Source organism: Pseudomonas sp. B21-056 (assembly GCF_026016325.1).
Taxonomy (GTDB): Bacteria; Pseudomonadota; Gammaproteobacteria; order Pseudomonadales; family Pseudomonadaceae; genus Aquipseudomonas.
The window spans coordinates 4,084,481-4,106,271 of sequence record NZ_CP087203.1; the positions used below are offsets into that span (position 1 = coordinate 4,084,481).

A 21,791-nucleotide genomic window follows, 5' to 3' on the forward strand; every position below is an offset into this window, starting at 1 on the left:
CCTGAGCACCTTTCCACCTGTGTAGTACCTATATGGACATCAATCTACTGACCGAATCCATGCTTGGCCACTGGCGTATGCCCTCGGGTGTCTGGCAGTGCGAGTTCCAGTTTGGCAACCGATTGATTTACGTCCAACACCGAAATGACGAGCCGCCTTACCTTAGGCTTGCCGCCGCGCAACGCGTGGCTAAGGCTGTGTGGGATGATTCACTCCAGGCTTTGAGGTTCGCCGAGCAGCACTGTAAGACACAGATGCCCGAACTGATGCAGTTGTACGAAACCCACATGCCGTGGGAGTCACCGTTGTTCGTGTATTCGATCCATTTCGATCTCGACCAACCTTTTCCAAGCTACGCCATTTCCAAGAACCCTGATTTCGATTGGGACCGTATGCTGATTGACGAAGATAAGCTGTGCCAGGAACGAAGCGTCTGCATGAAGCATTATGAGCCAGGGGATGAGTTTTGGGTTTACGTCAGGCGCGTGAGTTTTCAGCAATTCGAGCTTGAGGATTAGCTTAGCAATCAACTATGGCCTCTGAACCGTCCTCAGGTTTCGTAGCCACGTCTGAATGACCGCTCCTGGCCAAAGCGGCCCTTCGCATTGTGTTCGATCTGTCGGTAGAATCCATTTTCCAACCAGCTTGAGTTGATGCCCATGGTCCAACAGACGACAGTAGCCAGCATCATTGGCCCTTGGAAAGGAGAGGCTCCAACAACGTTACTACAGCACTGTCGAGATGCCTAGGACACGCCCTTTAAAGAGCTGTCAGACCTAATGGTCGCTACTTTTCTGAGCCAGCGAATCGCAGTTTCTCAGATGTTGGCCGAGGCCAGGCTGCGATTGGATTCAGAGCCCCGCGATGACACGGAGTACTTCGATGGTCAGCTAGTTGAGGCTGTTTCGGTGTTTACGACTGACCGCGTCCGACCCTTTACGGTCGTTCACTGCTTGAAACTATCTGCGATCGTCCATAAACGACGACTGGCCGGGGCGACCAACAGGCTAGGTACACGAATGCAATCGCACTGACGACAGGGTTGGAAAGCATTGCTAATCACTTGTGGGGAGAGTCGATATACGGGTTATTAGCCGCTTAGAGACCCCAACCACCAATAAACCAGGGACGCGCAGCCCTGCCCCTATGCCCTTCATACCCCGATTTCCTTTTAAGCTGCTCTCGACAATAAAACAAACTGATCATTGCTGGAATAAGTAACAAGTTGAACAGCCACTGACGCGCATCGGTTGATGTCGAGGTGATCGTCGCAAGAAAATTGATTAGAACCACGCCAATGATTAAAAGGTTATATCCAATATGTCGACGCTTCATTAAGGAAAAGCTTTCCCAATCATAACTCAGCAATTCGTGGGAAAACTTGTCACACGTAGGACACCTATGGGTGGGCGGAAGGGAGTCTGCGATATAACCACAACTAGGGCATCGAAATTTCATGGCGCTATCCTAATACTCTCCCATTAGGTGAAATGCCATATCGCGTTTCTTGTCACGGTAGCGCGAGGTCTATCGAGGGGGAACGTGACAGGAGACGGCAAGCCCGACTATGGTAAAGAGGGTAGCAGGGCACCACCTATTTGCCACTAGTCTGTCCACCGACTGCTTGCCGATTGCTGCCGGTCGCGAAAGGCAGCTTTTGGTCACCGCCGTCCGTCACAACCTGCGACACCCACTCCAAAGCCGTCAGTCATCCTGAGAACCCGACTCTAATGGCCTATACCAATGAACCGCAGAGTCCACATAAACGTGCTTCTGCTCCCGAGGCATAAAACGCGTATCAAGAGAGCCCAACGCTATCGATACCCAGTCGGCAAATTGACCTTCAGTGCGCGACCAGAACAAACTCGAACCACACTCCACGCAGAACTCGCGCAATACCGTCTTCGAAGAAGCAAATGCTTTGATACTGGCAGCGCCTTCCAGTATCCGTAGCGCGTTACGCGGAACACTACCGTATGAGGCAAATGCAGCCCCATGGCCTTTGCGGCACTGGTTGCAATGACAATGACTCACTGCTTTTGGCGCCGTGAGTAGCTCGTATCTGACTGCTGAGCACAAGCAGCTTCCCTGGTATTTTTCATCCATGTGTTACTCGCGCACGTGAAGGAAGCCCGAGCTTATCATCTCGACGCAGTACGTCGACTGGCTTACTTTCGACTCCGGAGCGCCAACGGCACGGACTGCCCTCACGCGCTCGCAGGGAGCGCTTCTAACTGCGTTGCGCTTTCAACACCCCCTCACCTCAAATGTACCGAGCCCTAACCCCAAGTCTCGAAGCAGCGCAACATGATAAATCGATGCCAGGAGCGTTCTTTGTGCACTCGGATATACCGCCCATACCAGCCATCGCCTGAGGAGATCCCGCTAAGGCACTTTCACCTCGAACGAAACGCTTGCACCGAACTTGCCGTTGTCTTTCACCGTAACGCGTACTGGCTGCGTAGTCTTGGTGGTTGCTGTGAGTTGCAAATTGAAGACGCCATTACTCGTGGTAATCGCTGTCGTTACTTTGCTGGCGTCACTCGCATCGCTGGGTACGGCATAGGCCACCAGCTTCCCGGAAGTATCGATGATCTGGTAAGTGGCTGTGCTGCCAGCACTCAAAGACACAACGCTGCCTTCCGTTACTCCGGCAATGCCAAAGTTGATGCTCAGGCCGCTGCAGGCCGCTACGTCGTTCGCATTAAACGAGCGATGCGCCTCTTCGATAGAGTCAATCCACGCGTACAAACGGGTGACCAAGTTGCTCAGCTCGATTGCGCGGTCTGTGCTGGCACGTGCTTTCTCATTCGCATCGCCTGTAACGGTGGCAGCGAATGCTTGGCCTTCAGCCGTAATGGCCTGGCTCACTTGGTCCTTACTGGGCTTAGTGATTTGTTGCCCAATGGTACGCGTGAGTATTCGGTAGGTGCTTTCGGGAGTGGGCTGCATGTCAGCCAGGTACACATTGAGGTCAGTAGCGACCTGAAGGACCGACTGCTTGTACTTGAGATCATATTCCGTTGCTAGCGAATAGGCCGATTGGAAGGAGGCGTCCAACCTGCTCCAGGTACTCGGTGATAGCGTGTAGATGGCGCTCTTCAGGCCTAGCCCAGTTGCGGTGTTGAAGGGTGAAAACGCCCCATCGATGCATTGGATCGAGCTCACCGCTCGGGCGTACATGCCCTCACGCGTGGGTTTATACAACACCGTGTTAGTGCCATACAGTGCACCACCTCCTGCCATGAGCACAGCCACCTGGTGCGAGCCACCATCGGTAACGACCTTGTACCCCCCATACCCGATCAATCCGGCCATCACCACGGTAGAGCCTGCCTGCCAGTAAGCGAGTTGCCCAGACTTGGACTGCAGAGCGCGCTTGAGCAGAAGCGAAATATCTGCACCTGAGGCATTAAGGTGGTCCTGCTCGATCTTTGCCGTGCCCACGGAAGGGTTGAACAGAGCACACGAGGTCAGGAGGGGAGCGATGACAATGCTAGCGAGTACTTTGTTCTTCATAAAACGCCTTCCATGGTCTTGGATGGCAAGAAAGATAGCAAAGTGACATTGCATTGCAAGCCAATCCTAGGGGGCCGTTTAGAATAGGTAATGCTTGACCAATTTCTTGGTATTCAAAGACTCAACAGCCCGTAGAGTAGGCATGCGCCATCTGCGTCAATTTGTACTATGTTCGTTTTGACTCTTCCCCCTCCTCCACTGTAAGGAAGCGCCACTTTGAGTTCACTTCGTCCACTGAAAATGTCTCTCCCTCTGCTAGTTGCTTTCGTGCTGCAATACGGCTGTTCTTCAGCATCGCCGGAGATTCATAGGCTAAATGTGGCACCGGCCGATCCAGGCCACCAACCTGACGTTAACAAGTTGTCGACGGGTAATTTGGGCGTGCTTGTCCCGTACTACGGCAAGGACGGCCATTTCTACACCGCTGGCTATGTGGCGTACCTTGCTGGATACCGCAACACTTCCAAGCTGGAAAACATTTCCTGCTACACCCAAACACCGGACAAAGAGCTGTGGTCGTTGAATGCGGTGCCTGTCGCGGCATATGGCCTGATTCCGGGCTTCTGGTCATTTCGGCACAGGGTGGTCGACGGACTGCATTCGCTGCACGGCGGAGACGCCAAAAAAGTGGATGACCGTCGCGCCAGGCTGAAACAGAAGATCATAGACGCAGTGCAACCAGACTCCGAGGTGCCCGACTGGCAGTTGGGGTTCCTGATTCATGCATTCGGTGACAGCTACGCTCACGTGCATGGTGACCCGACCAAGGCGTACTCCCAATGGATCGGCCATTTGATTCCGTCACTTACAGGTAATAGCCCGGACGCCATATTTATCAACGGCCACTACAAAAACTACAATGCGTATGTGCGGTCGCTGTTTGAAGCGTTATCCCAGGGCGAAACGACCGCGAAAGCCGACCAAGAAGGCCTCGAGCTTTTTACCAAGGAAATCGCGGCGGAAGCTGCCAAGGGTGACGATCCCGACAAAACGGTGATTATTCATATCCGTCACGGCTTCCCCGCGTATGACTTCGGCGCCAACGATCAACTCTGCGAGAAGTTGAACGTCAAAATCAACGAGGACGAGATCCAGGATTTCCTCAAAAAACTATCGTCTGATCTAGATGCATAGTTTCTGCCCACCGTCAGCAACTGCCTGAGCTTCACACCGGCATAATCGGAAAAGTACCTGCTGGTCGCCAGGGTGTGAGTCTCTACCCAGCCACTGAGACTCACAGAGCCGTTTCACCCATGTATTGAAGGGTGGCGAACCAGTGAACGGCCTTGGTCGTGCGTTGGCAATGTGGCCATCGGTATGAAATAAGCGGAATAAGGGGACCGTGTCTTTCTCCAAGCTTGCCCGCTAACTTAACAGCCCCTAATCTGCGCCCCTTTCACGGAGGACCGCATATGCGAGAGCGACAGGCAGCACGATTACTGGTCATAAGCCCTTCTGAAGAAGTTCTTCTTTTTCGATTTCACCATACGGACGACGCGTTGGCCGGCCAAAGCCACTGGGCCACACCTGGTGGTGGCTTGGAGGATGGCGAGACATTCCACACCGCCGCAATACGTGAGCTACGCGAGGAGACAGGTATTCAAGTCGTGACCGTTGGCGAGCCTTTGGCAAATAGGCGGTTTCCATTACTTTTACCCAGCGGCGAAACAGTGCTCTCTGTTGAGCAGTATTTTGTCGTGCATGCCCAAGATACGGTCCTTTCCCGATCTGAGTGGACAGTGCATGAGAAGAAGGTCATGGCGGATCATCACTGGTGGTCAGTCCAGGAGCTGAGAACCACGAGCGATACGGTATGGCCGGAAAACCTGGTTGAGATGCTCATGCACGCAAACGTATTCAAACCGCCTGCCTGACCTCCTCGTGTACATTCAAATATCGATTCAATGAGGATGATGGTAAACCATCATCTGATATGGAAATCACCATGATCCCTGACAAAGCGTGCCCGGTAATACTTTCATCGGTGTCGCCCTTCAAGATCCTCTTGTTCCGACACCCCCTAGCAGGAATTCAACTGGTGAAGGGCACCATAGAAAAGGGAGAAATGCCTAGCGAAGCTGCACTACGAGAATTGGCGGAAGAATCCGGTATCGACGACGCTACGATCGAAGACGATCTTGGGGTATGGAATGCCGACCATCTAAGTCAGGTCTGGTCGTTTCAACTGTGTCATGTGGAAAGAACGCTGCCAGAGCAATGGTCTCATCAGACTGCTGATGATCACGGCCACCTATTCAAGTTTTTCTGGGCATCTCTCGATCATCCCCCCTACGATGATTGCCACCCTGTATTCCAACGAGCTTTAGCTTTTTTGCGCGAGACGCTGAAGGCGCGTCACAAGGGGGAAGATGGGCAGCGTTAATTGCTTGCCGGTTGACCGCTTCTGATCGTCTCTGCCATCCGCGACAGATAGAAGTCGATCAAAACGTCGTTCGACCTGCCACCCGCCCCAAAACCGTCAGTCATCCTGAGAACCCGATGCGCAGCCACGGCCAGCGAGATTGATAACTCTTGGCCTTCTGCTCAAACAAATCTGGCTGAAGATTCTTTGGGTTGATACGCAGAACTCCCTCCTCTACGTCGGCCAAACCGTATGGCGCATAGACCTCACCCGTTTCAGCATCCAATCCAATGCACGTACCGGCAATCAGGTAACGATCAATGCCATCTTTTGCCGACTGGAGCTGAGGATAGGACCTGCCAAACCGCTGGCCGTACCAAAGGTGGACACGCCCCTGATTCTTGAACTCGATGTTGACCTTGAGATCGCGGAAGAGATGCTGAGCCGAAGTGATAACCTCATTCTCAGCCTCCCAGGACAGGTCTTCGTCAAAATAGAAAACGTCGTAGTCCTTCACGCCCCATTCAGGCGGCAGATGCGCCTGATGATTCCAGACAGATTGGAAAAGGCAGCCTGCGGTGAGGAAACATTGATTCAAACGGAGTGAAGGCAAGCGCGAGGTGATTTCAGCATTTATTGGATTGGCCATTGCTAGCTTGACCAACCCTTCGACACTCAATGTCATTATTTCCCCTCAGCAGTGCCCATATCCATGATCCCGTCGCGTACCTGACAGGTTAATCTCCACGCATCTTACGATGATGATTCTCCCCTTCTTCTGCGCACATCGTGGCGAACGGATTTGCGCGCAGATCACAGGCAGCATCTGACTGGTTGGATAGTCGGACCCCCATTACCGTCAGGCAATATAAGGACATTCCCTTGCGTCAAATAGCCCTCAGCGACAAAAAACTCCGAGGTATCCCACGCCGTCTCCGTGCACTGGAGCGCTGGGCGGCGAGGTTCAAAGGCAACTACTTTCCTCGCCGTTATGAGGACCAGCGTTACGACCACTGGAAAATCCCGGTACACGTTTTCCTGGTGCAGGGCCCGCAGGCCTCCATCGAAGTGCAAGCCTTCTGTGTTCAGCAGTTACTCGAAGCGGCGGCTCATTTATCCCGGGCGGCGGATCGCAGCCAAGGCTATTACCGCGTCGCCTGCCTGCTGACGTGGCCTTGGTTGCACCAGAGTGAAGTCACGGTGTTTTATGACCGGGACTACTACTTGGGCTTTCTGGGACAACACAACACCCTGGCTCCGCTAAGCTTGAGCGACAAACTTGCCCTGGATGTGCCCGATTCATCGAGCATGGACATGACGTCACCCAGAGCGACGATGACGTTGATGTCCACTGGTGGTGTATCGGAGAACCTGCCTGATGATCAAAATCGTCTAATGCTGGCGTGACGCGATTGCTGGATTGAACACTCGCAATGCCAGTCACCTGTGCAGCGACTGGCAAGCGCCCCCTCAGCCCGCCTTCACATTCATGGTGATGCGGGCGGTGAAGACCTTCACCCCTCCTTCGTCGAAGATATCGACGGGTACTACCTTGTCTCCGAACGACTCCCAATCGATTTCGCTGCCATCGGCAATGGCGTGAACGGAGGTTTTCGCTTTGGCGAGGTACTCGACCGTCATGCCTTTGGGAATCCACCGAGCGCCGCTGGGAATGGAGACCTCCGTCATCATGCCCCCCGCCAGTTCGGCAGCATTGCACAGCGCGATGGCGTGAACCGATTGCAGGTGGTTGGATCGACAACAGCTTGCTGAGGCCGCATGGCTAGCTGTCGGGCGTGCACCGGAATAACCTCGCAGGGGCTGATAGCGTCTACTCTGGAATGTCAAACAGTCCTTCCTGCGTAACCCTGTGGAGCTTGCAATGTTCAACAACTGGAATGGTCAGGTCGCATTGGTCAGTGGCGCTGGCAGTGAACATGGGATTGGTCTGGCTATCGCACGGCGGCTCGGGGACTTGGGCGCAAAGCTGATCATCACCGGCAGCAGTGCCCGCATCCATGATCGCGTCGCGGAACTGAGCGCAGCAGGTTATGAGGTGCAAGGACGCGCTGCAGATCTCACTCAGCCGACTCAGGTTGTCGAATTGGTGACCTGGGCTGAATCGCTATGGGGGCGGATCGATGTGCTCGTGAACAACGCCGGTATGGCGATGCAGGGTGACGCCGAAACGTTCTCAGAAGTGGCCACTATGAGCGTCGACGCCTGGAACACTTCGATTGCCCGCAACCTGACCACTGCATTTTTGCTCACCCGTGCTGTGCTGCCAGGGATGCAGGATCGTCGTTACGGACGCATCGTCCATATCAGTTCTACGACCGGCACCCGCGTCAGCAACCCCGGCGAGGCTGCGTATGCGGCGGCGAAAGCGGGGCTTGTGGGGATGAACATGAGCTTGGCGCTGGAGGTCGCGTCATACGGTATCACCGTGAACTCTGTTGCCCCTGGGTGGATCGCGACGCAATCCAGCACAGCGCAGGAGTTGATCGCAGCGAAATATGTTCCCGTCGGGCGCGCCGGTAGGCCCGACGAGGTCGCTGCCGCGGTGGCTTTTTTTGCCTCCCCAGAGTCCAGCTACATTACGGGCGAGCTTCTCGTGGTCGACGGCGGCAACTGTCTCTCTGAGAACAAAGGCCCCCGTTGAGTCCTCACTTGACCCTGATCACAACCAGCGAACGTGCATGCTCGCAGCATTGTGCGGTGATGCTGCCCGCAAGGAGCAAGGGGTTCGCGCTACGCTTGCTGCCGGCATTGAAGCCCAGCTCGCGGTGCTATGTGGTGGAGAGAGCGAAATGAACAGCACCGACGCTGCACATGCTCGTGACGCGGGACCTGTGGGAGTTGTGCTTGCCCGCGATGGCAGTAGCATATTCAACATCTTCAGTGGCTGACATACCGCTATCGCGAGCAGGCTCGCTCCCACAGGGGATCTGCGCAGTACACGACATCTGTGTTCGACGCGGGACCTGTGGAGCTGGGCTTGCCCGCGATGGCGGTAGCACATTCAACATCTTCAGTGGCTGACATACCGCTATCGCGAGCAGGCTCGCTCCCACAGGGGATCTGCGCAGTACACGACATCTGTGTTCGACGCGGGACCTGTGGGAGCTGGGCTTGCCCACGATGGCGGTAGCACATGCAACATCTTCAGTGGCTGACATACCGCTATCGCGAGCAGGCTCGCTCCCACAGGGGATCTGCGCAGTACACTACATCTGTGTTCGACGCGGGACCTGTGGAGCTGGGCTTGCCCGCGATGGCGGTAGCATATTCAACATCTTCAGTGGCTGACATATCGCTATCGCGAGCAGGCTCGCTCCCACAGGGGATCTGCGCAGTACACGACATCTGTGTTCGACGCGGGACCTGTGGAGCTGGGCTTGCCCGCGATGGCGGTAGCACATGCAACATCTTCAGTGGCTGACATACCGCTATCGCGAGCCAGCTCGGCTCCCACAGGATTTGCGGTGCATATCCTGTGATCACACCCGGAAAGTGTGGGAGCGAGCCTGCTCGCGATGGCGGCGACACATTCAACATCCCGGTGACTGACATACCGCCATCGCGAGCAAGCTCGGCTCCCACAGGGTGGCGCCTACCAATGAATCCGTCCCGGTTTTAGACGCCTTTGGTCGAAGGCAGCAAAATGGTCAGCACACCAAGCAACGGCAAGTATGAACACAGCGTGTAGACATACTCGATCCCATGGATATCGGCGAGATACCCCAGCAAAGCCGCACCGATGCCACCGAAACCAAACATCAGGCCGAAGAACACGCCGGCAATCATGCCGACATTGCCCGGCACCAGTTCCTGGGCAAAGACAACGATGGCGGAGAACGCCGAGGCGAGGACGAAGCCGATGATCATGCTGAGCACGCCGGTCCAGAACAGGTCCACATAGGGCAGCGCCAGGGTGAAGGGCGCGACACCGAGGATCGAGAACCAGATGACCTTCTTGCGGCCGATCTTGTCGCCGATGGGGCCACCGAAGAATGTGCCGGCGGCCACCGCGCCCAGGAACAGAAACAGGTACAGCTGGGAGCTGGTCACCGACAGCTGGAATTTTTCGATCAGGTAGAACGTGAAGTAGCTGGTGAAACTCGCCATGTAGAAATATTTGGAGAACACCAGCAACGCCAGGACCACCAGCGCAGCGGTCACACGGGCCTTGGACAGACCGTGGGTCGCCTTGCCGCCCTGTTTCAGCTTGAACAGGTTGAGGTGGTTGCGGTACCAGCGACTCAGGCCGTATTGCACGAAGATGGCGAAGACGGCAAACAGACCGAACCAGGCAACATGACCTTGACCATAAGGGATCACAATGGCCGCGGCGAGCAACGGACCGAAGGCACTGCCCGCGTTGCCGCCAACCTGGAAGGTCGATTGCGCCAGGCCATAGCGACCGCCTGAGGCGAGCCGTGCGACACGCGACGTTTCCGGGTGGAAGGTCGAAGAGCCGATGCCCACCAATGCAGAGGCGATGAGGATTGCTTCAAAACTGCCGACGAACGCCAGCATCAGGATGCCGATGAGGGTGCAGACCATCCCGGCAGGCAGCAACCAGGGTTTGGGGTGACGGTCCGTGTGGTAGCCCACCCAGGGCTGCAATAGCGAGGCGGTCAGTTGGAAGGTCAGTGTGATCAATCCCACCTGCGTGAAACTCAGCCCATAGCTGGCCTTCAGCATCGGGTAGATGGAAGGCAGTACGGCCTGTATGAGGTCATTGATCAAATGCGCGAGTGCGCAGGCGCCAATGACCCGCATGACGAGCGGGCTCGTTTGGTGGACGACTGATGCAGTGGTCGAGGCGGTGGCTGCGGTGGACATGACAAAAGCTTCCGGACGATAGGAGTACGAATAAACGTAAACAGAAGATGACGGTATCTTCTGACAGGCTTGCCGCCATCCTAGATTCCATGGGAATGTCTGTCTCACCGGACAAGGGAACCAACTGTCGCAAAAAGGACATCATGATCAGACCCCTGAACGAAGCATTGCTCGAGATCGATGAAGGCGCCTGGACCATGATCGGGAGGGCAACCGATTACCCTGCGGATTGGTTCATCGCACCGCATTCCCATGAAAAGCATCAACTGCTATACGCCATTGAAGGCGTGATGGTTGTGCACACGACGTCAAGCCAGTGGACAGTCCCATCGAATCGGGGGCTGTGGATGCCATGTGGGCAGATACATTCCGTGCGCTGCGTGGGTCATGTGAAAATGCGCAGCGTATTTGTCCGGCCTGATGCAATCGCAGACCTTCCGACCGAAACCAAGGCCGTCAGCATTTCCGCCCTTTTGAGCGAGTTGATCAAGGTTGCGGTGGACCTCCAACTCCCCTACGCGCCGAACACCCGCACAGCCAGGGTGATGCAGCTGATTCTTGATGAACTCACCCTGCTTCCTACCCTGCCGCTGCACCTTCCACAGCCGGCCGACCAACGCATCAGGAAGATCTGCATCACGCTGCAGGGAGACCCTGCCGATGGCTCGACGCTGTCAGACTGGAGCGCCCGCCTTGGCCTTGATGAAAAGACGATCCAACGATTGTTCCGCAAGGAAACCGGGATTACTTTCGGCCAGTGGAGGCAGCAGGTTCGTCTTCTGCAGGCGGTTGAGCGAATGGCAGGGGGAGAAAAAATCATCGATGTTGCGCTAGGGCTGGGGTATGAAAGCCCGAGTGCGTTTACGAACATGTTCAGGAAGCAGTTTGGTAAGACGCCAAGCAAGTTTTTTATGTGAAAGGAACGTTTCCAGGTTCGCCAGTGGCAAAGCCGCTATCGCGAGCAAGCTCGCTCCCACAGGTTTTTCGGTGAACACAGGTCCGGTACCTGCCCGGAACAATGTGGGAGCGAGCCTGCTCGCGATGGCGGCAGCTCATTCAACATCCTAAGCGACTGATACTCCGCTATCGCGAGCAGGCTCGCTCCCACAACTGATTCGGCTCAACTCTCAGGGGTGGCGGTCGAGTCTTCGCTGGATTCCGCAGCGAGTTTCAGTCGGTCAGCTTTACTGATGTACTTGGGCTTGTTTTTTCGGTGCCAGTTTGGCACTCGCCTTTTTGGCGTGAGCCTTCAATAGCTGCTTGATTTTTTTCTGACGATTCATACGCTTCCGCTCAGTTCCTGGCTTGCCGGATAATGACAGACCTCAACCCGTGAAAGCCACTGCCCCCTAAGATCGAACCCCATGAACCCAATCGACGCCCTGCCGTTTCAACGCATCATCACCGCCCATGGCGCGCTTGAGGGTGCGGCGTACTTCGACGCTGAAGAAGACCTCGTCCAGGAGATATTTCCCGATCGCATCGTGTTCCAGACCAACTACCTGGACTACCGCAGCTACGAAGTCGATCTCGCCGACGGCGCCATACGTGTCCTCAAGACGCGGCTGGACAATTACCAGCGCGGCGATAAGGCAAAGGTGATCGAAGATGACATGGATGAGGAAGACTGGGAGGAGCTGGGCAATCTGTGGCAGCGTTTGAGCCGAGACCTGGACACCCAAGGGCCACAGCTCGATTTGGCCGATACCTTGGCCGATCTGTTTGATTGCCTGTTCGACGAGGAACATGCGCAAGCGCTCATTCAAGGCATTCCGGCCCCGACAGCGCAGTGGGATTGGGCGTGGACTCAAGTCGAGTCAGCGCTCGCCCAGGCCAATCAACTGGCCGGGTTCGAATGGAAAGAGTGGCCGTCCTGCGGCGTCGCTGCCGTCAACGCCCTTGCACCGCTGCGGCAGTTGAACATCGAGATCGCTACACCCGACCGCAATACCGTCGAGGCCATCAATGGCGCCGACGATTGGGAACGGGCGCTGCTCCAGTATTTCAACGCACAGCTGGATGCCCATGATCTGAAACTCCTGGCCGTCGGCACTCACTTCGATGAGCACCAGACTTTTGCCTGCCTGCCCATGAACGGCTTGGGCCTGGTCAATGCGCTGGAGATCATGGGCAGACTGGGCATCGTCTATAAATTCTGAACCTCGAGTCGACGACATGAAAATCTGTGATCAATGCAGGAGCCTCATCCTCGAAGACAACGCGGCCTGCCCGCGATGCGCCGAGGAGATGAGGCTCACCGTAGAGGCTCTCGCGCCGAGGTCCAAGCCGCCGGTGTTGCTGAAGGTCCTGAAGTGGCTGTTTATCGGCGTGGTAGCCGCAGTGCTCGTCGCGACGGCGGCGATCACATGGATTCTGAATTCGTTGGGGCCGATGCCTTCTTTTGGCTGATATCCAGCAGAGGCGTAACCACTCATTGCCCAGTGGGTTGCTCGTACCGACGCTGGATACGCCTCAGTTCGCCCGATTGGCGCAGCTGTTCCAGGGCGTTGGCCCACGCAGCGATCAGCTTGTCTTCACTGTCAGGACTGAAGGCGATGTACAGCGATGAACGGTACAGCTCGATGGGTATTTTTCGCAGCGTGCCGGGTGGGATGTTCAACTGGCGGCTGTAATATGCTACCCCCGCATCGGTGTCACCCACGATGATATCGGTGCGTCCCGCCAGCAGCATCCGGTAGAGCAACTTGCTCTCGGTTGCACTTTTGTCGAGGTTCTTGAACCCCAGAAATTGCAGTTTCTCGGGCAACAGCCCGGCATGCCGCGTGGTGATCTGCGGGGCGCCGAGCAGTTGCTCCAGGGAATTCACCGGCGGCGTACTTGCCAGTTGATAGGGATAAATGGCTTCTTCCACGATCGGCCCGACCCACTTGTACAACGGCTCACGCTCCGGTGTGCGGAACAGCGAGTACATGATCGTCTTGGGCCGGGTCTTCAGTACCTGGGTGGCTCGCATACTGGGTTGCAGCACCATCTCGAATTCATCCCCGGTCAGCGCCATGATGGCCCGAACGATCTCCGTGGTCATGCCGGTGAGCTGACGGTTCTCCTGATAGTTGTACGGCGCCCACTCCTCGGTAACGACCTGATACTCCCCGGCCCTGACAACACCCGTGCCAAGCAATAGACAGAGCAGCGCCGTGGCGGGTGTCGAAGGTTTCACGTGTGCTCCTGAGGGCTGATCGCTTTCCATGGGTGAAGCTGATTGACAGGTCAAGGTAAGCATAGACCCAAACACCAGCATGTTGGGCTGAGGCAGCCCAATCCATCTGCAAGACCTCCTCGCAGCAAGCTTTACTGCCAAAGCCCGCAAGTATCTGTTATCCCTATAGTTGCTATCAACACCACCACCGTTCTCGTCATCGCCCTCTCTCTCTAATCTGCCCACCAACGCGATCGACACCGATCGCAACAGTCAAGCAACCCTTATGGAGAGAGCACAATGAACACACTCAACCGCACCCTGGCCATTGCTACCCTGGCACTCGCTACCGCCGGCGCAGAAGCCGCGCCTGCTCAGACCAACGCCACTGCCTCCGCCGTCGGCAGCGTCGTCCAGTCCGCCAGTTACATCACCACCAAGGGTGGCGTCCAGCTGTATTACAAGGACTGGGGCCCGCGTAATGGTCAGGTCGTCACCTTCAGCCACGGCTGGCCGCTGGACTCCGACAGTTGGGAAGCGCAGATGATGTTCCTCGCGTCGAAAGGCTACCGGGTAATCGCCCACGATCGTCGCGGCCATGGTCGGTCCAGCCAGCCGTGGGAAGGCAACGACATGGATCACTATGCCGACGACCTGGCGGCGGTGATCGAGGCGTTGGACCTGAAGGATGTGACCCTGGTGGGCTTCTCGACGGGGGGTGGTGAAGTGGCTCGCTATATCGGTCGCCACGGCACTTCGCGGGTGAAGAAAGCGGTGCTGGTGTCCTCTGTTCCACCACTGATGCTCAAGACCGACAGCAATCCCGGTGGCTTGCCGCTCGCGGTGTTCGACGGCCTGCGCAAGGCGTCCCTGGAGAACCGCTCGCAGCTTTACCTGGACATCGCCTCCGGTCCCTTCTACGGCTACAACCGCAAGGGCGCCAAGCCGTCCCAGGGTCTGATCCAGTCGTTCTGGGCCCAGGGCATGCAGGGTGGCAGCAAGAATACCTATGACTCGATCGCCGCGTTCTCGGCCACCGATTTCCGCGACGATCTGAAGAAGTTCGACGTGCCGACCCTGGTGATCCATGGCGATGACGACCAGATCGTGCCGATAGACGCATCGGGCAAGGCTTCGGCGGCATTGATCAAGGGTGCCCGGCTCATCGTCTACCCTGGCGCACCGCACGGCTTGACCGAGACGCACAAGGATCGCCTGAACCAGGACCTGCTGACCTTCCTCAAGGAATAAGAGCGGCGCACTCGCCATGCAAGGCCCTTCTCAGGAAGGGCTTTTTGCGTTGCAAAGGTATGGAGCCGGTGATCAGCGATGCAGCAACTTGCGCAGCGGCACGCCATCCTTCAGCACCGGCGATTTGATAACGATGTAGCTGAAGTATTTGGCGATACCGATGTTCTTATCCAGCAGTCCCTCCATCACCTCCTGGTAATGCGGAATACTGCGGGTCATGAAACGTGCAAGGTAATCGTAACCGCCACTGATCAAATGGCATTCGAGCACCTCATCGACCAGGCGAATATTGGACTCGAACTTGGCGAAGTCTTCGCGCTTGTGGTCGTGTAGCGTGATCTCCGTAAACACGGTGACCGACTCAGTGATCTTGGCCAGATTGAGATGCGCGTTGTACCCTGAAATATACCCGGCTGCCTCGAGCCGCTTGACTCGCTGCAGACATGGGCTTGCCGACAGACCTACCGCATCGGCGAGACTGACATTGGTAATGCGGCCATCTTTTTGCAGCTCAACCAAGATGTTGATATCAATTCGGTCCAGCTTGACTAAACCTTCCATCGCATGCCTCGTGATTGTTCTATGCAATCATTCTGTCAGTATCAGCGCCTAAGAGATTGTTGATGCTGTGTCACCAGGTCCGCCATGCTGTTGATGTAAAAGTCCGCAGCGCCAGATACATGAGGTTCGCTGCAACCGCGCTGGATCAGGCACAAACCGTTTGCCAAAGATACGTCGGCAGACGAACCGCACACCAGCAGAATATCCTTGGGTTCCAGGTCGTTGGTCAATAGCCAGTCGCGATCCTCCAATGGCTTGTTGGTCGGTGACAGAAAATCTTCCGACACGATTCCCAGACGCTCACAGAATGCCTCGCGATCTGCGCTGTCACGGTCCCCGTAAACCAGCAGCCGATAAAATTTGCGCAGGTACAGCATCGCGCCAGGGGCGTCCTCGTACAGGGACCAGTCACAAACCGAACGGGCGAACGTCATGCCCTCCTCCCAACTGGCCTTGAGCCCCAGACGCTCGGCCAATTGCCGATGTGCAAAACACAGCAGGCCACTGAACCCCAGCTCGGAGAAGCGAGGATAGAGCCCACGCATCACCTGGTCATATTCAGCCAAGACCTGTTCTCTACTCAGTGTATCTGGACAACTCTGGAGCAGCGGTTGCAATGCCGTCCAGATGCCAGAGTTCCGATCGAACAGGACCTCATCGCAATCAATCAGCAGTGCACGATAGTCCGTCAGTTCCATGGCCTAAATGCCTCCCATGTTGGCATTTCAAAAATAGATACTCGTCAGGGTGCTCGGTCGGCATTTACTTCAATGTGCCGACCGAGACCAGGCGTCAGTTCAGAACCCGTGACAACGCTTTTTCGAGAATATCCAAGGCTTCGTCGACCTGCGCCTCTTCAGCGACCAGAGGCGCGAGGAAACGCAATACGTTGCGATACACACCACACTTGATCACCAGCAGACCGCCATTGCGTGCCTCATCAATCACTTGCTGATTCAACTCTGGATCCGGACTGCGAGCCGCATCGTCCTTGACCAGTTCGATCGCAAGCATAAAGCCCGTACCGCGTACATCGCCGATCTGAGGAAAGCGCGTCTGCAGGCGAACCAGCCCCTGACGCAGACGTTCGCCCAGCTTCACGCCGCGTGCCAGCAATTGCTCCTGCTCGTAGGTATCGATTACCGCTAACGCCGCTGCGCAAGCCAGAGCGTTGCCGCCATAGGTACCGCCCAGACCGCCGGGGGCTGGTGCATCCATGATTTCTGCCCGACCCACCACGCCCGAGATCGGCATGCCGGCGGCCAGGCTCTTGGCTACGGTGACCAGGTCCGGCTGAATACCGGCGTGCTGGAACCCGAACCATTTGCCTGTACGGCCGAAGCCGGTCTGCACTTCATCGGCAATCAACACGATGCCATGTTGTTCGGTGAGTGCCCGCAGCGCCCGGAGAAATTCGACCGGTGCGCTAAGGAATCCGCCGTCGCCCTGAACCGGTTCAATGATGATCGCAGCTACCCGGTCTGCAGAGACCTGAGTGGCGAACAGCTCGTTCAGCGCCTGCAGTGCCATCTCGCTGGTGAAACCGCGATAAGCATTCGGATAAGGTGTATGGAAGACTTCCGGCGCCATGCCGAAGTTCTGCTTATAGGGCTGGCTCATGCCCGTCAGGGTAGTACCGAGCAAGGTTCGACCGTGGAAACCGCCACGGAAAGAAATAACTGCCGGACGCTTGGTATGGGCGCGGGCGATCTTCACGGCGTTTTCAACCGCCTCAGCACCCGAGGTGAACAGTGCAGCCTTATGCGCAATGCCACTGGAACCACCGACCAACCCGCACAAACGCTGTACCAGGTCGAGGTAGGGCCGGTAGGCAACCACCTGGAAGCAGGCGTGAGTCACCTTCTGCATCTGCGCCTGTACTGCCGCCAGCACTTTCGGATGATTGTGGCCGATGTTCATCACACCGATACCGCCGACGAAGTCCAGGTAACGCTTACCACCCACGTCCCACACTTCTGCCCCCTGGGCCCGATCGATAACCAGCGGGTGGGCAGTGACCAAACCGCGCGGCACGAACTGATCACGCTGTTGGAGCAGATAAGGGGTTTCTTCGCATTTGCTGTTCATGGCATCTCCATAGTGAGCCAGGCAACCAGGAGGAGGCTGCGATGTGCCTTAGGTTAAGCTTTCGACGCAATGCTCTAAGCCGAACTTGGCCGCTGAGAAATACGGATCGACTGTTTTAACCCCGGAAAACGGCAGAATCCGTCAGGCGCTGCTGGCCCATGGAATCTGCCAGTTTGTGCCGCCATACAACCCCCCGCCCTCGTTTTCACCACCCTTATCGACAGATTCTGCTACGCCATTCGGGCATGCTCCATTCTCTGCACATAAGAGGAAATGCCCATGGCCCTGCTTTACAAAGCCGACCCGGTACGCGGCGAACAATGGAAAGCGCTGTTCGCCGACCAGGCCCCGGATATCGAATGGCGCGCCTGGCCGGATATCGGCGATCCGAAGGATATTCGCTACCTGGCAGCCTGGCAGGCACCGGACGATCTGGAAACGCTGCTGCCAAACCTGCAAGTGTTGTTCGCCCTGTCGGCCGGCGTCGATCAACTCGACCTTGGCCGCCTGCCAGCGAATTTGCCGGTGGTGCGTTTGCTCGACCCGGGCATTACCCAGGGCATGTGCGAATACGCCAGTTTCGCCGTGCTCAGCCTGCACCGGGATATGCTGCGCTATCGTCAGCAACAGGCCGGAAAGTGCTGGCAAGCACACCGACTGCTGCCCGCGACAAAACGTCGGGTCGGGATTATGGGCCTGGGCTTGCAAGCCCAACAGATACTCGCCACCTTGCAACCTTATGGCTTCACCTTGTCAGGCTGGGCGCGCAGCCGACATTGCATACCCGGGGTCGACTGCTTTGCCGGCGCTGAGCAACTGCCAGCATTTCTGAGTCAGTGCGACATCCTGCTCTGTGTCCTGCCGCTGACCGAGCAGACCGAAGGGATTCTCGACCAGCAACTGTTCCAGCACCTGCCCAAAGGCGCCGCGCTGGTCAATATGGGGCGAGGTGGGCACCTGGTGGAAGAGGATCTGCTGGAAGCTCTGGCCAGCGGCCAGCTCAGTGCAGCAGTGCTAGACGTGCTACAGGAGGAACCGGCGCAGCCCGAACATCCGTTCTGGCAGCACCCTCAGATTTTACTGACCCCGCATATCGCGGCGATGACTCAGCCGGAAAGTGCGTTTGGCGTGCTGCTGGAGAATATCCGTCGGCATCAGCGTGGCGAGTCCATGCTCGGCCAGATCGATCGCAGACAGGGCTATTAGCGCCTCCACACAGCTACCAGAAAAAAAGCCCGCAGTGTGAGCGGGCAAAAAGGGTGAGCCTGATGTTCTGGAATGTGGCTTAGAGTGCTTCGGCAATCGCCCTGCCGACATCCTGGGTCGAACCCTGCCCGCCCAGGTCCGGTGTGATCGGCCCTTCGGCAATCACCCGCTCGATGGCCTTGAGAATCCCGTCATGGGCCGCCCGGTAACGCTCATCCCCATTGCCCAGGAAATCGAGCATCAAGGCACCTGACCAGATCATCGCAATCGGGTTGGCAATGTTCTGCCCGTAGATATCAGGGGCCGAGCCATGCACCGGCTCGAACAGCGACGGGAACCGTCGTTGCGGGTCAAGGTTGGCCGAAGGCGCGATGCCGATGGTGCCGGCGCAGGCCGGGCCGAGGTCGGAGAGAATGTCGCCGAACAGGTTCGACGCCACCACCACATCAAAGCGATCAGGCTGCAGGACGAAACGCGCGCACAGAATGTCGATGTGCTGCTTGTCCCACTTCACCTCGGGATACTGCTCGCCCATCAACGCCGTGCGTTCGTCCCAGTACGGCATGCTGATGGAAATCCCGTTGGATTTGGTCGCCGACGTCAGGCGCTTGCGCGGGCGGGTCTGGGCCAGGTCGAAGGCGAACTTGAGAATCCGGTCGACGCCACGCCGGGTAAACACCGACTCCTGGAGCACGAATTCGTTATCGGTGCCTTCGAACATCTTGCCGCCGACCGAGGAATATTCGCCCTCGGTGTTTTCACGGATGACGACGAAATCGATGTCCCCCGCCTCGCGTCCGGCCAGCGGGCACGGCACGCCGGGAAACAGGCGCACCGGGCGGATGTTCACGTACTGGTCGAAGTCGCGACGGAACTTGAGCAACGAGCCCCACAGGGAAATATGATCCGGCACCTTGTCCGGCCAGCCCACGGCGCCGAAATAGATGGCGTCGAAGCCTTTCAACTGCTCAAACCAGTCGACGGGCATCATTTGCCCATGTTCCAGGTAATAATCGCAGTGGGCCCAGTCGAGCACTTCGATGCTCAGGTCCAGATCCCACTTGCGCGCAGCCTGTTCCAATACCCGCAGCCCCTCGGGCAATACTTCCTTGCCGATACCATCGCCGGCGATCGCGGCAATCTTGAATGTCTTGCTCATGTCGTTACCTTCGCGGATTCGCGTCAATCAAGCCTATGCAAACAACCGTTGCTCTACAGTCCACCGATATGGAAAGCCTTGACTTCCAGGTACTCGTCCAGACCGTACTTGGAACCCTCGCGGCCCAGACCGGACTGCTTGACGCCACCAAAGGGGGCCACTTCCATGGAAATCAGCCCGGTATTGAGGCCGATCATGCCGAACTCCAGCGCCTCGCCGAAACGCCATGAGCGACGCAGGTCCTGGGTGAAGAAATAGGCACCCAGACCATAGGGCGTGGCATTGGCCAGGGCCAGGGCCTCTTCCTCAGTGCTGAAGCGCATCAACGGAGCAACCGGACCGAAGGTTTCTTCCTTGGCCAGCAACATCCCGGCATGAGCCTCGGCAAGCACCGTCGGCTGAACGAACTGGCTGTCACCCGCAGGGATGCCACCACAGAGCAGACGAGCACCATTGCCCAGGGCATCGTCAATATGCCGGGCGACCTTGCTGACCGCCGCCGCGTTGATCAGTGGGCCGATAGTCACGTTGGCCTCCAGGCCATTGCCGACCTTGAGCTTGCCTACCTCCTCCACCAGGCGCTGAGCAAAGCGTTCGTAGATCCCGTCCTGCACCAGAATCCGGTTGGCGCAGACGCACGTCTGCCCGGCATTGCGGAACTTGCTCTGCATGATGCCGGCCACCGCCTGTTCCAAGTCCGCATCGTCAAACACAACGAAGGGGGCATTGCCGCCCAGCTCAAGGCTCAAACGCTTGATCTGCTCGGCGCTCTGGCGCATCAGCAAGCTCCCCACGGCGGTCGAACCGGTGAAGGAAATCTTGCGCACCGTCGGGTTACCGGTCAGTTCTTCGCCGATACCCGCCGGCATGCCGGTCACGACGTTGAACACCCCCGCCGGTATCCCGACTCGCTCGGCCAGCACCGCCAGTGCCAAGGCGGAAAGCGGCGTCAGGTCCGAAGGCTTGACGATGACCGGACAACCGGCAGCCAGGGCTGGCGCGCACTTGCGGGTGATCATCGCGTTGGGGAAGTTCCAGGGGGTGATCGCGGCGCAAACCCCGACAGGTTGCTTCAGAGTAAGCAGACGACGATCACCGCTGGGGGCCGGTATGGTTTCGCCGTAGATCCGCCGGGCTTCCTCGGCGAACCACTTGACGAAGCTGGCGCCGTAACGGATCTCGCCCTTGGCTTCGTTGAGAGGCTTGCCTTGCTCGCAGGTCATGATCAAGGCGAGGTCGTCGAGGTTATCGAGCATGGCTTGATACCAGCGCTCCAGCAGCGCCGCGCGCTCCGCCGCGGGCCGTGCGCGCCAGGCCGGCCAGGCACGGTCGGCGGCCTCGATAGCGCGACGGGTTTCCACGCCTTGCAGGGCCGGCACCCGGGCCAGGCACTCACCCGTGGCGGGGTTGATGACATCCAGGGTGGCAGCGTTATCGGCGCTCACCCAACGGCCATCAATGTAAGCGTGTTCTACCAGCAGGCTGGGGTCTTGCAAGCGATTCTTGAGCATGATCGAGTCCTGTTCCGAGACAGCCTTCAGTCTATTCAGGCGCCACAGGCCAGGATGCTGAAAGCGCCGTCGCAGCAGCGTTGGCTGCTGAATATCAGCGGATGACAGCAGGCTCTACCGGAGAAA

22 protein-coding genes and 1 pseudogene are annotated in these 21,791 nt (G+C 57.3%); 11 read left to right on the top strand and 12 right to left on the bottom strand.

Translation table 11 applies throughout. From position 1 onward, the window contains the following. Positions 1–32 precede the first annotated feature (32 nt). Positions 33–518: a hypothetical protein gene (locus tag LOY67_RS17130; protein WP_265063617.1), complete on the top strand. Its 486-nt coding sequence runs from the start codon at positions 33–35 to the stop codon at positions 516–518. Positions 519–1,704: 1,186 nt separating this feature from the next. Here the strand turns inward: LOY67_RS17130 and LOY67_RS17135 are convergent. Beyond that, positions 1,705–2,106, bottom strand: a complete 402-nt coding sequence (locus tag LOY67_RS17135) for a GFA family protein (protein WP_265063618.1) — start codon at positions 2,104–2,106, stop codon at positions 1,705–1,707. A gap of 279 nt (positions 2,107–2,385) precedes the next feature. Continuing rightward, positions 2,386–3,519 carry a hypothetical protein gene (locus LOY67_RS17140; RefSeq protein ID WP_265063619.1) on the bottom strand — a complete coding sequence of 378 codons (1,134 nt, stop codon included), beginning with the start codon at positions 3,517–3,519 and terminating at the stop codon, positions 2,386–2,388. A 216-nt stretch (positions 3,520–3,735) separates the two neighbouring features. Between LOY67_RS17140 and LOY67_RS17145 the strand changes: the two genes are divergently transcribed. From LOY67_RS17145 to LOY67_RS17155, 3 genes are all read left to right on the top strand, one after another. Continuing rightward, positions 3,736–4,653: a hypothetical protein gene (locus tag LOY67_RS17145; protein WP_265063620.1), complete on the top strand. Its 918-nt coding sequence runs from the start codon at positions 3,736–3,738 to the stop codon at positions 4,651–4,653. 278 nt (positions 4,654–4,931) lie between these two features. Beyond that, a complete protein-coding gene (locus LOY67_RS17150; RefSeq protein ID WP_265063621.1) occupies positions 4,932–5,393 on the top strand; it encodes an NUDIX hydrolase in 462 nt (153 codons plus the stop codon). A 71-nt stretch (positions 5,394–5,464) separates the two neighbouring features. Then, positions 5,465–5,902 carry an NUDIX hydrolase gene (locus tag LOY67_RS17155; protein WP_265063622.1) on the top strand — a complete coding sequence of 146 codons (438 nt, stop codon included), beginning with the start codon at positions 5,465–5,467 and terminating at the stop codon, positions 5,900–5,902. A gap of 100 nt (positions 5,903–6,002) precedes the next feature. On the opposite strand, the gene LOY67_RS17160 is transcribed toward LOY67_RS17155, so the two are convergent. Then, positions 6,003–6,566: a nucleotidyltransferase family protein gene (locus LOY67_RS17160; RefSeq protein WP_265063623.1), complete on the bottom strand. Its 564-nt coding sequence runs from the start codon at positions 6,564–6,566 to the stop codon at positions 6,003–6,005. Positions 6,567–6,763: 197 nt separating this feature from the next. Between LOY67_RS17160 and LOY67_RS17165 the strand changes: the two genes are divergently transcribed. Further along, positions 6,764–7,288 (top strand): DUF3916 domain-containing protein, encoded by a 525-nt coding sequence (locus LOY67_RS17165; protein ID WP_265063624.1) that lies wholly within the window; start codon positions 6,764–6,766, stop codon positions 7,286–7,288. A 63-nt stretch (positions 7,289–7,351) separates the two neighbouring features. On the opposite strand, the gene LOY67_RS17170 is transcribed toward LOY67_RS17165, so the two are convergent. Next, positions 7,352–7,729 (bottom strand): hotdog fold domain-containing protein, encoded by a 378-nt coding sequence (locus LOY67_RS17170; protein ID WP_265063625.1) that lies wholly within the window; start codon positions 7,727–7,729, stop codon positions 7,352–7,354. A 34-nt stretch (positions 7,730–7,763) separates the two neighbouring features. Here LOY67_RS17170 and LOY67_RS17175 point away from each other — a divergent pair, with 34 nt between their 5' ends. Next, on the top strand, positions 7,764–8,543 hold the full coding sequence (locus LOY67_RS17175) for an SDR family NAD(P)-dependent oxidoreductase (protein ID WP_265063626.1): 780 nt from the start codon (positions 7,764–7,766) through the stop codon (positions 8,541–8,543). A 974-nt stretch (positions 8,544–9,517) separates the two neighbouring features. Here the strand turns inward: LOY67_RS17175 and LOY67_RS17180 are convergent. Next, entirely contained in the window at positions 9,518–10,729 is a 1,212-nt protein-coding gene (locus LOY67_RS17180; RefSeq protein WP_265063627.1) for an MFS transporter, read from the bottom strand. A 95-nt stretch (positions 10,730–10,824) separates the two neighbouring features. Between LOY67_RS17180 and LOY67_RS17185 the strand changes: the two genes are divergently transcribed. After that, positions 10,825–11,646, top strand: a complete 822-nt coding sequence (locus tag LOY67_RS17185; protein ID WP_265067782.1) for an AraC family transcriptional regulator — start codon at positions 10,825–10,827, stop codon at positions 11,644–11,646. Positions 11,647–11,849: 203 nt separating this feature from the next. Here the strand turns inward: LOY67_RS17185 and LOY67_RS17190 are convergent. Then, positions 11,850–12,012 (bottom strand): annotated as a pseudogene (locus LOY67_RS17190) (DUF2986 domain-containing protein). An 81-nt stretch (positions 12,013–12,093) separates the two neighbouring features. Here LOY67_RS17190 and LOY67_RS17195 point away from each other — a divergent pair. After that, positions 12,094–12,888 carry a hypothetical protein gene (locus tag LOY67_RS17195; RefSeq protein ID WP_265063628.1) on the top strand — a complete coding sequence of 265 codons (795 nt, stop codon included), beginning with the start codon at positions 12,094–12,096 and terminating at the stop codon, positions 12,886–12,888. 16 nt (positions 12,889–12,904) lie between these two features. Further along, positions 12,905–13,138, top strand: coding sequence for a hypothetical protein (locus LOY67_RS17200; RefSeq protein ID WP_265063629.1), 234 nt, complete (start codon positions 12,905–12,907; stop codon positions 13,136–13,138). Between the two features lie 22 nt (positions 13,139–13,160). On the opposite strand, the gene LOY67_RS17205 is transcribed toward LOY67_RS17200, so the two are convergent. Continuing rightward, positions 13,161–13,940, bottom strand: coding sequence for a substrate-binding periplasmic protein (locus tag LOY67_RS17205; RefSeq protein WP_413776140.1), 780 nt, complete (start codon positions 13,938–13,940; stop codon positions 13,161–13,163). Positions 13,941–14,189: 249 nt separating this feature from the next. On the opposite strand from LOY67_RS17205, the gene LOY67_RS17210 reads away from it, so the two are divergent. Continuing rightward, positions 14,190–15,140, top strand: a complete 951-nt coding sequence (locus LOY67_RS17210; protein ID WP_265063631.1) for an alpha/beta fold hydrolase — start codon at positions 14,190–14,192, stop codon at positions 15,138–15,140. Between the two features lie 72 nt (positions 15,141–15,212). Here the strand turns inward: LOY67_RS17210 and LOY67_RS17215 are convergent, their stop codons facing one another. The 3 genes from LOY67_RS17215 to gabT all read right to left on the bottom strand — a co-directional run bounded on the left by LOY67_RS17215 (position 15,213) and on the right by gabT (position 17,789). Continuing rightward, positions 15,213–15,701 carry an Lrp/AsnC family transcriptional regulator gene (locus tag LOY67_RS17215; protein WP_144172315.1) on the bottom strand — a complete coding sequence of 163 codons (489 nt, stop codon included), beginning with the start codon at positions 15,699–15,701 and terminating at the stop codon, positions 15,213–15,215. A 41-nt stretch (positions 15,702–15,742) separates the two neighbouring features. Next, a complete protein-coding gene (locus LOY67_RS17220) occupies positions 15,743–16,399 on the bottom strand; it encodes an HAD family hydrolase (protein WP_265063632.1) in 657 nt (218 codons plus the stop codon). Positions 16,400–16,493: 94 nt separating this feature from the next. Continuing rightward, positions 16,494–17,789: a 4-aminobutyrate--2-oxoglutarate transaminase gene (gene gabT / locus LOY67_RS17225; RefSeq protein WP_265063633.1), complete on the bottom strand. Its 1,296-nt coding sequence runs from the start codon at positions 17,787–17,789 to the stop codon at positions 16,494–16,496. A 279-nt stretch (positions 17,790–18,068) separates the two neighbouring features. Between gabT and LOY67_RS17230 the strand changes: the two genes are divergently transcribed. Further along, positions 18,069–18,995 (top strand): 2-hydroxyacid dehydrogenase, encoded by a 927-nt coding sequence (locus LOY67_RS17230; RefSeq protein WP_265063634.1) that lies wholly within the window; start codon positions 18,069–18,071, stop codon positions 18,993–18,995. 79 nt (positions 18,996–19,074) lie between these two features. On the opposite strand, the gene LOY67_RS17235 is transcribed toward LOY67_RS17230, so the two are convergent. After that, entirely contained in the window at positions 19,075–20,154 is a 1,080-nt protein-coding gene (locus LOY67_RS17235) for a tartrate dehydrogenase (protein WP_265063635.1), read from the bottom strand. Between the two features lie 53 nt (positions 20,155–20,207). Then, complete coding sequence (locus tag LOY67_RS17240; RefSeq protein WP_265063636.1) at positions 20,208–21,665, bottom strand: NAD-dependent succinate-semialdehyde dehydrogenase; 1,458 nt, start codon at positions 21,663–21,665, stop codon at positions 20,208–20,210. Between the last annotated feature and the right edge of the window lie 126 nt (positions 21,666–21,791).

What these genes read in the sequence shown, in the direction of transcription:
- LOY67_RS17220 (WP_265063632.1), bottom strand. Translation starts at nt 16,399, where the DNA reads ATGGAACTGACGGACTATCGTGCACTGCTGATTGATTGCGATGAGGTC.
- LOY67_RS17195 (WP_265063628.1), top strand. Translation starts at nt 12,094, where the DNA reads ATGAACCCAATCGACGCCCTGCCGTTTCAACGCATCATCACCGCCCAT.
- LOY67_RS17205 (WP_413776140.1), bottom strand. Translation starts at nt 13,940, where the DNA reads ATGGAAAGCGATCAGCCCTCAGGAGCACACGTGAAACCTTCGACACCC.
- LOY67_RS17130 (WP_265063617.1), top strand. Translation starts at nt 33, where the DNA reads ATGGACATCAATCTACTGACCGAATCCATGCTTGGCCACTGGCGTATG.
- LOY67_RS17185 (WP_265067782.1), top strand. Translation starts at nt 10,825, where the DNA reads ATGTCTGTCTCACCGGACAAGGGAACCAACTGTCGCAAAAAGGACATC.
- LOY67_RS17150 (WP_265063621.1), top strand. Translation starts at nt 4,932, where the DNA reads ATGCGAGAGCGACAGGCAGCACGATTACTGGTCATAAGCCCTTCTGAA.
- LOY67_RS17235 (WP_265063635.1), bottom strand. Translation starts at nt 20,154, where the DNA reads ATGAGCAAGACATTCAAGATTGCCGCGATCGCCGGCGATGGTATCGGC.
- LOY67_RS17210 (WP_265063631.1), top strand. Translation starts at nt 14,190, where the DNA reads ATGAACACACTCAACCGCACCCTGGCCATTGCTACCCTGGCACTCGCT.
- LOY67_RS17140 (WP_265063619.1), bottom strand. Translation starts at nt 3,519, where the DNA reads ATGAAGAACAAAGTACTCGCTAGCATTGTCATCGCTCCCCTCCTGACC.
- LOY67_RS17215 (WP_144172315.1), bottom strand. Translation starts at nt 15,701, where the DNA reads ATGGAAGGTTTAGTCAAGCTGGACCGAATTGATATCAACATCTTGGTT.
- LOY67_RS17240 (WP_265063636.1), bottom strand. Translation starts at nt 21,665, where the DNA reads ATGCTCAAGAATCGCTTGCAAGACCCCAGCCTGCTGGTAGAACACGCT.
- LOY67_RS17230 (WP_265063634.1), top strand. Translation starts at nt 18,069, where the DNA reads ATGGCCCTGCTTTACAAAGCCGACCCGGTACGCGGCGAACAATGGAAA.
- LOY67_RS17135 (WP_265063618.1), bottom strand. Translation starts at nt 2,106, where the DNA reads ATGGATGAAAAATACCAGGGAAGCTGCTTGTGCTCAGCAGTCAGATAC.
- LOY67_RS17160 (WP_265063623.1), bottom strand. Translation starts at nt 6,566, where the DNA reads ATGACATTGAGTGTCGAAGGGTTGGTCAAGCTAGCAATGGCCAATCCA.
- LOY67_RS17175 (WP_265063626.1), top strand. Translation starts at nt 7,764, where the DNA reads ATGTTCAACAACTGGAATGGTCAGGTCGCATTGGTCAGTGGCGCTGGC.
- gabT (WP_265063633.1), bottom strand. Translation starts at nt 17,789, where the DNA reads ATGAACAGCAAATGCGAAGAAACCCCTTATCTGCTCCAACAGCGTGAT.
- LOY67_RS17155 (WP_265063622.1), top strand. Translation starts at nt 5,465, where the DNA reads ATGATCCCTGACAAAGCGTGCCCGGTAATACTTTCATCGGTGTCGCCC.
- LOY67_RS17180 (WP_265063627.1), bottom strand. Translation starts at nt 10,729, where the DNA reads ATGTCCACCGCAGCCACCGCCTCGACCACTGCATCAGTCGTCCACCAA.
- LOY67_RS17200 (WP_265063629.1), top strand. Translation starts at nt 12,905, where the DNA reads ATGAAAATCTGTGATCAATGCAGGAGCCTCATCCTCGAAGACAACGCG.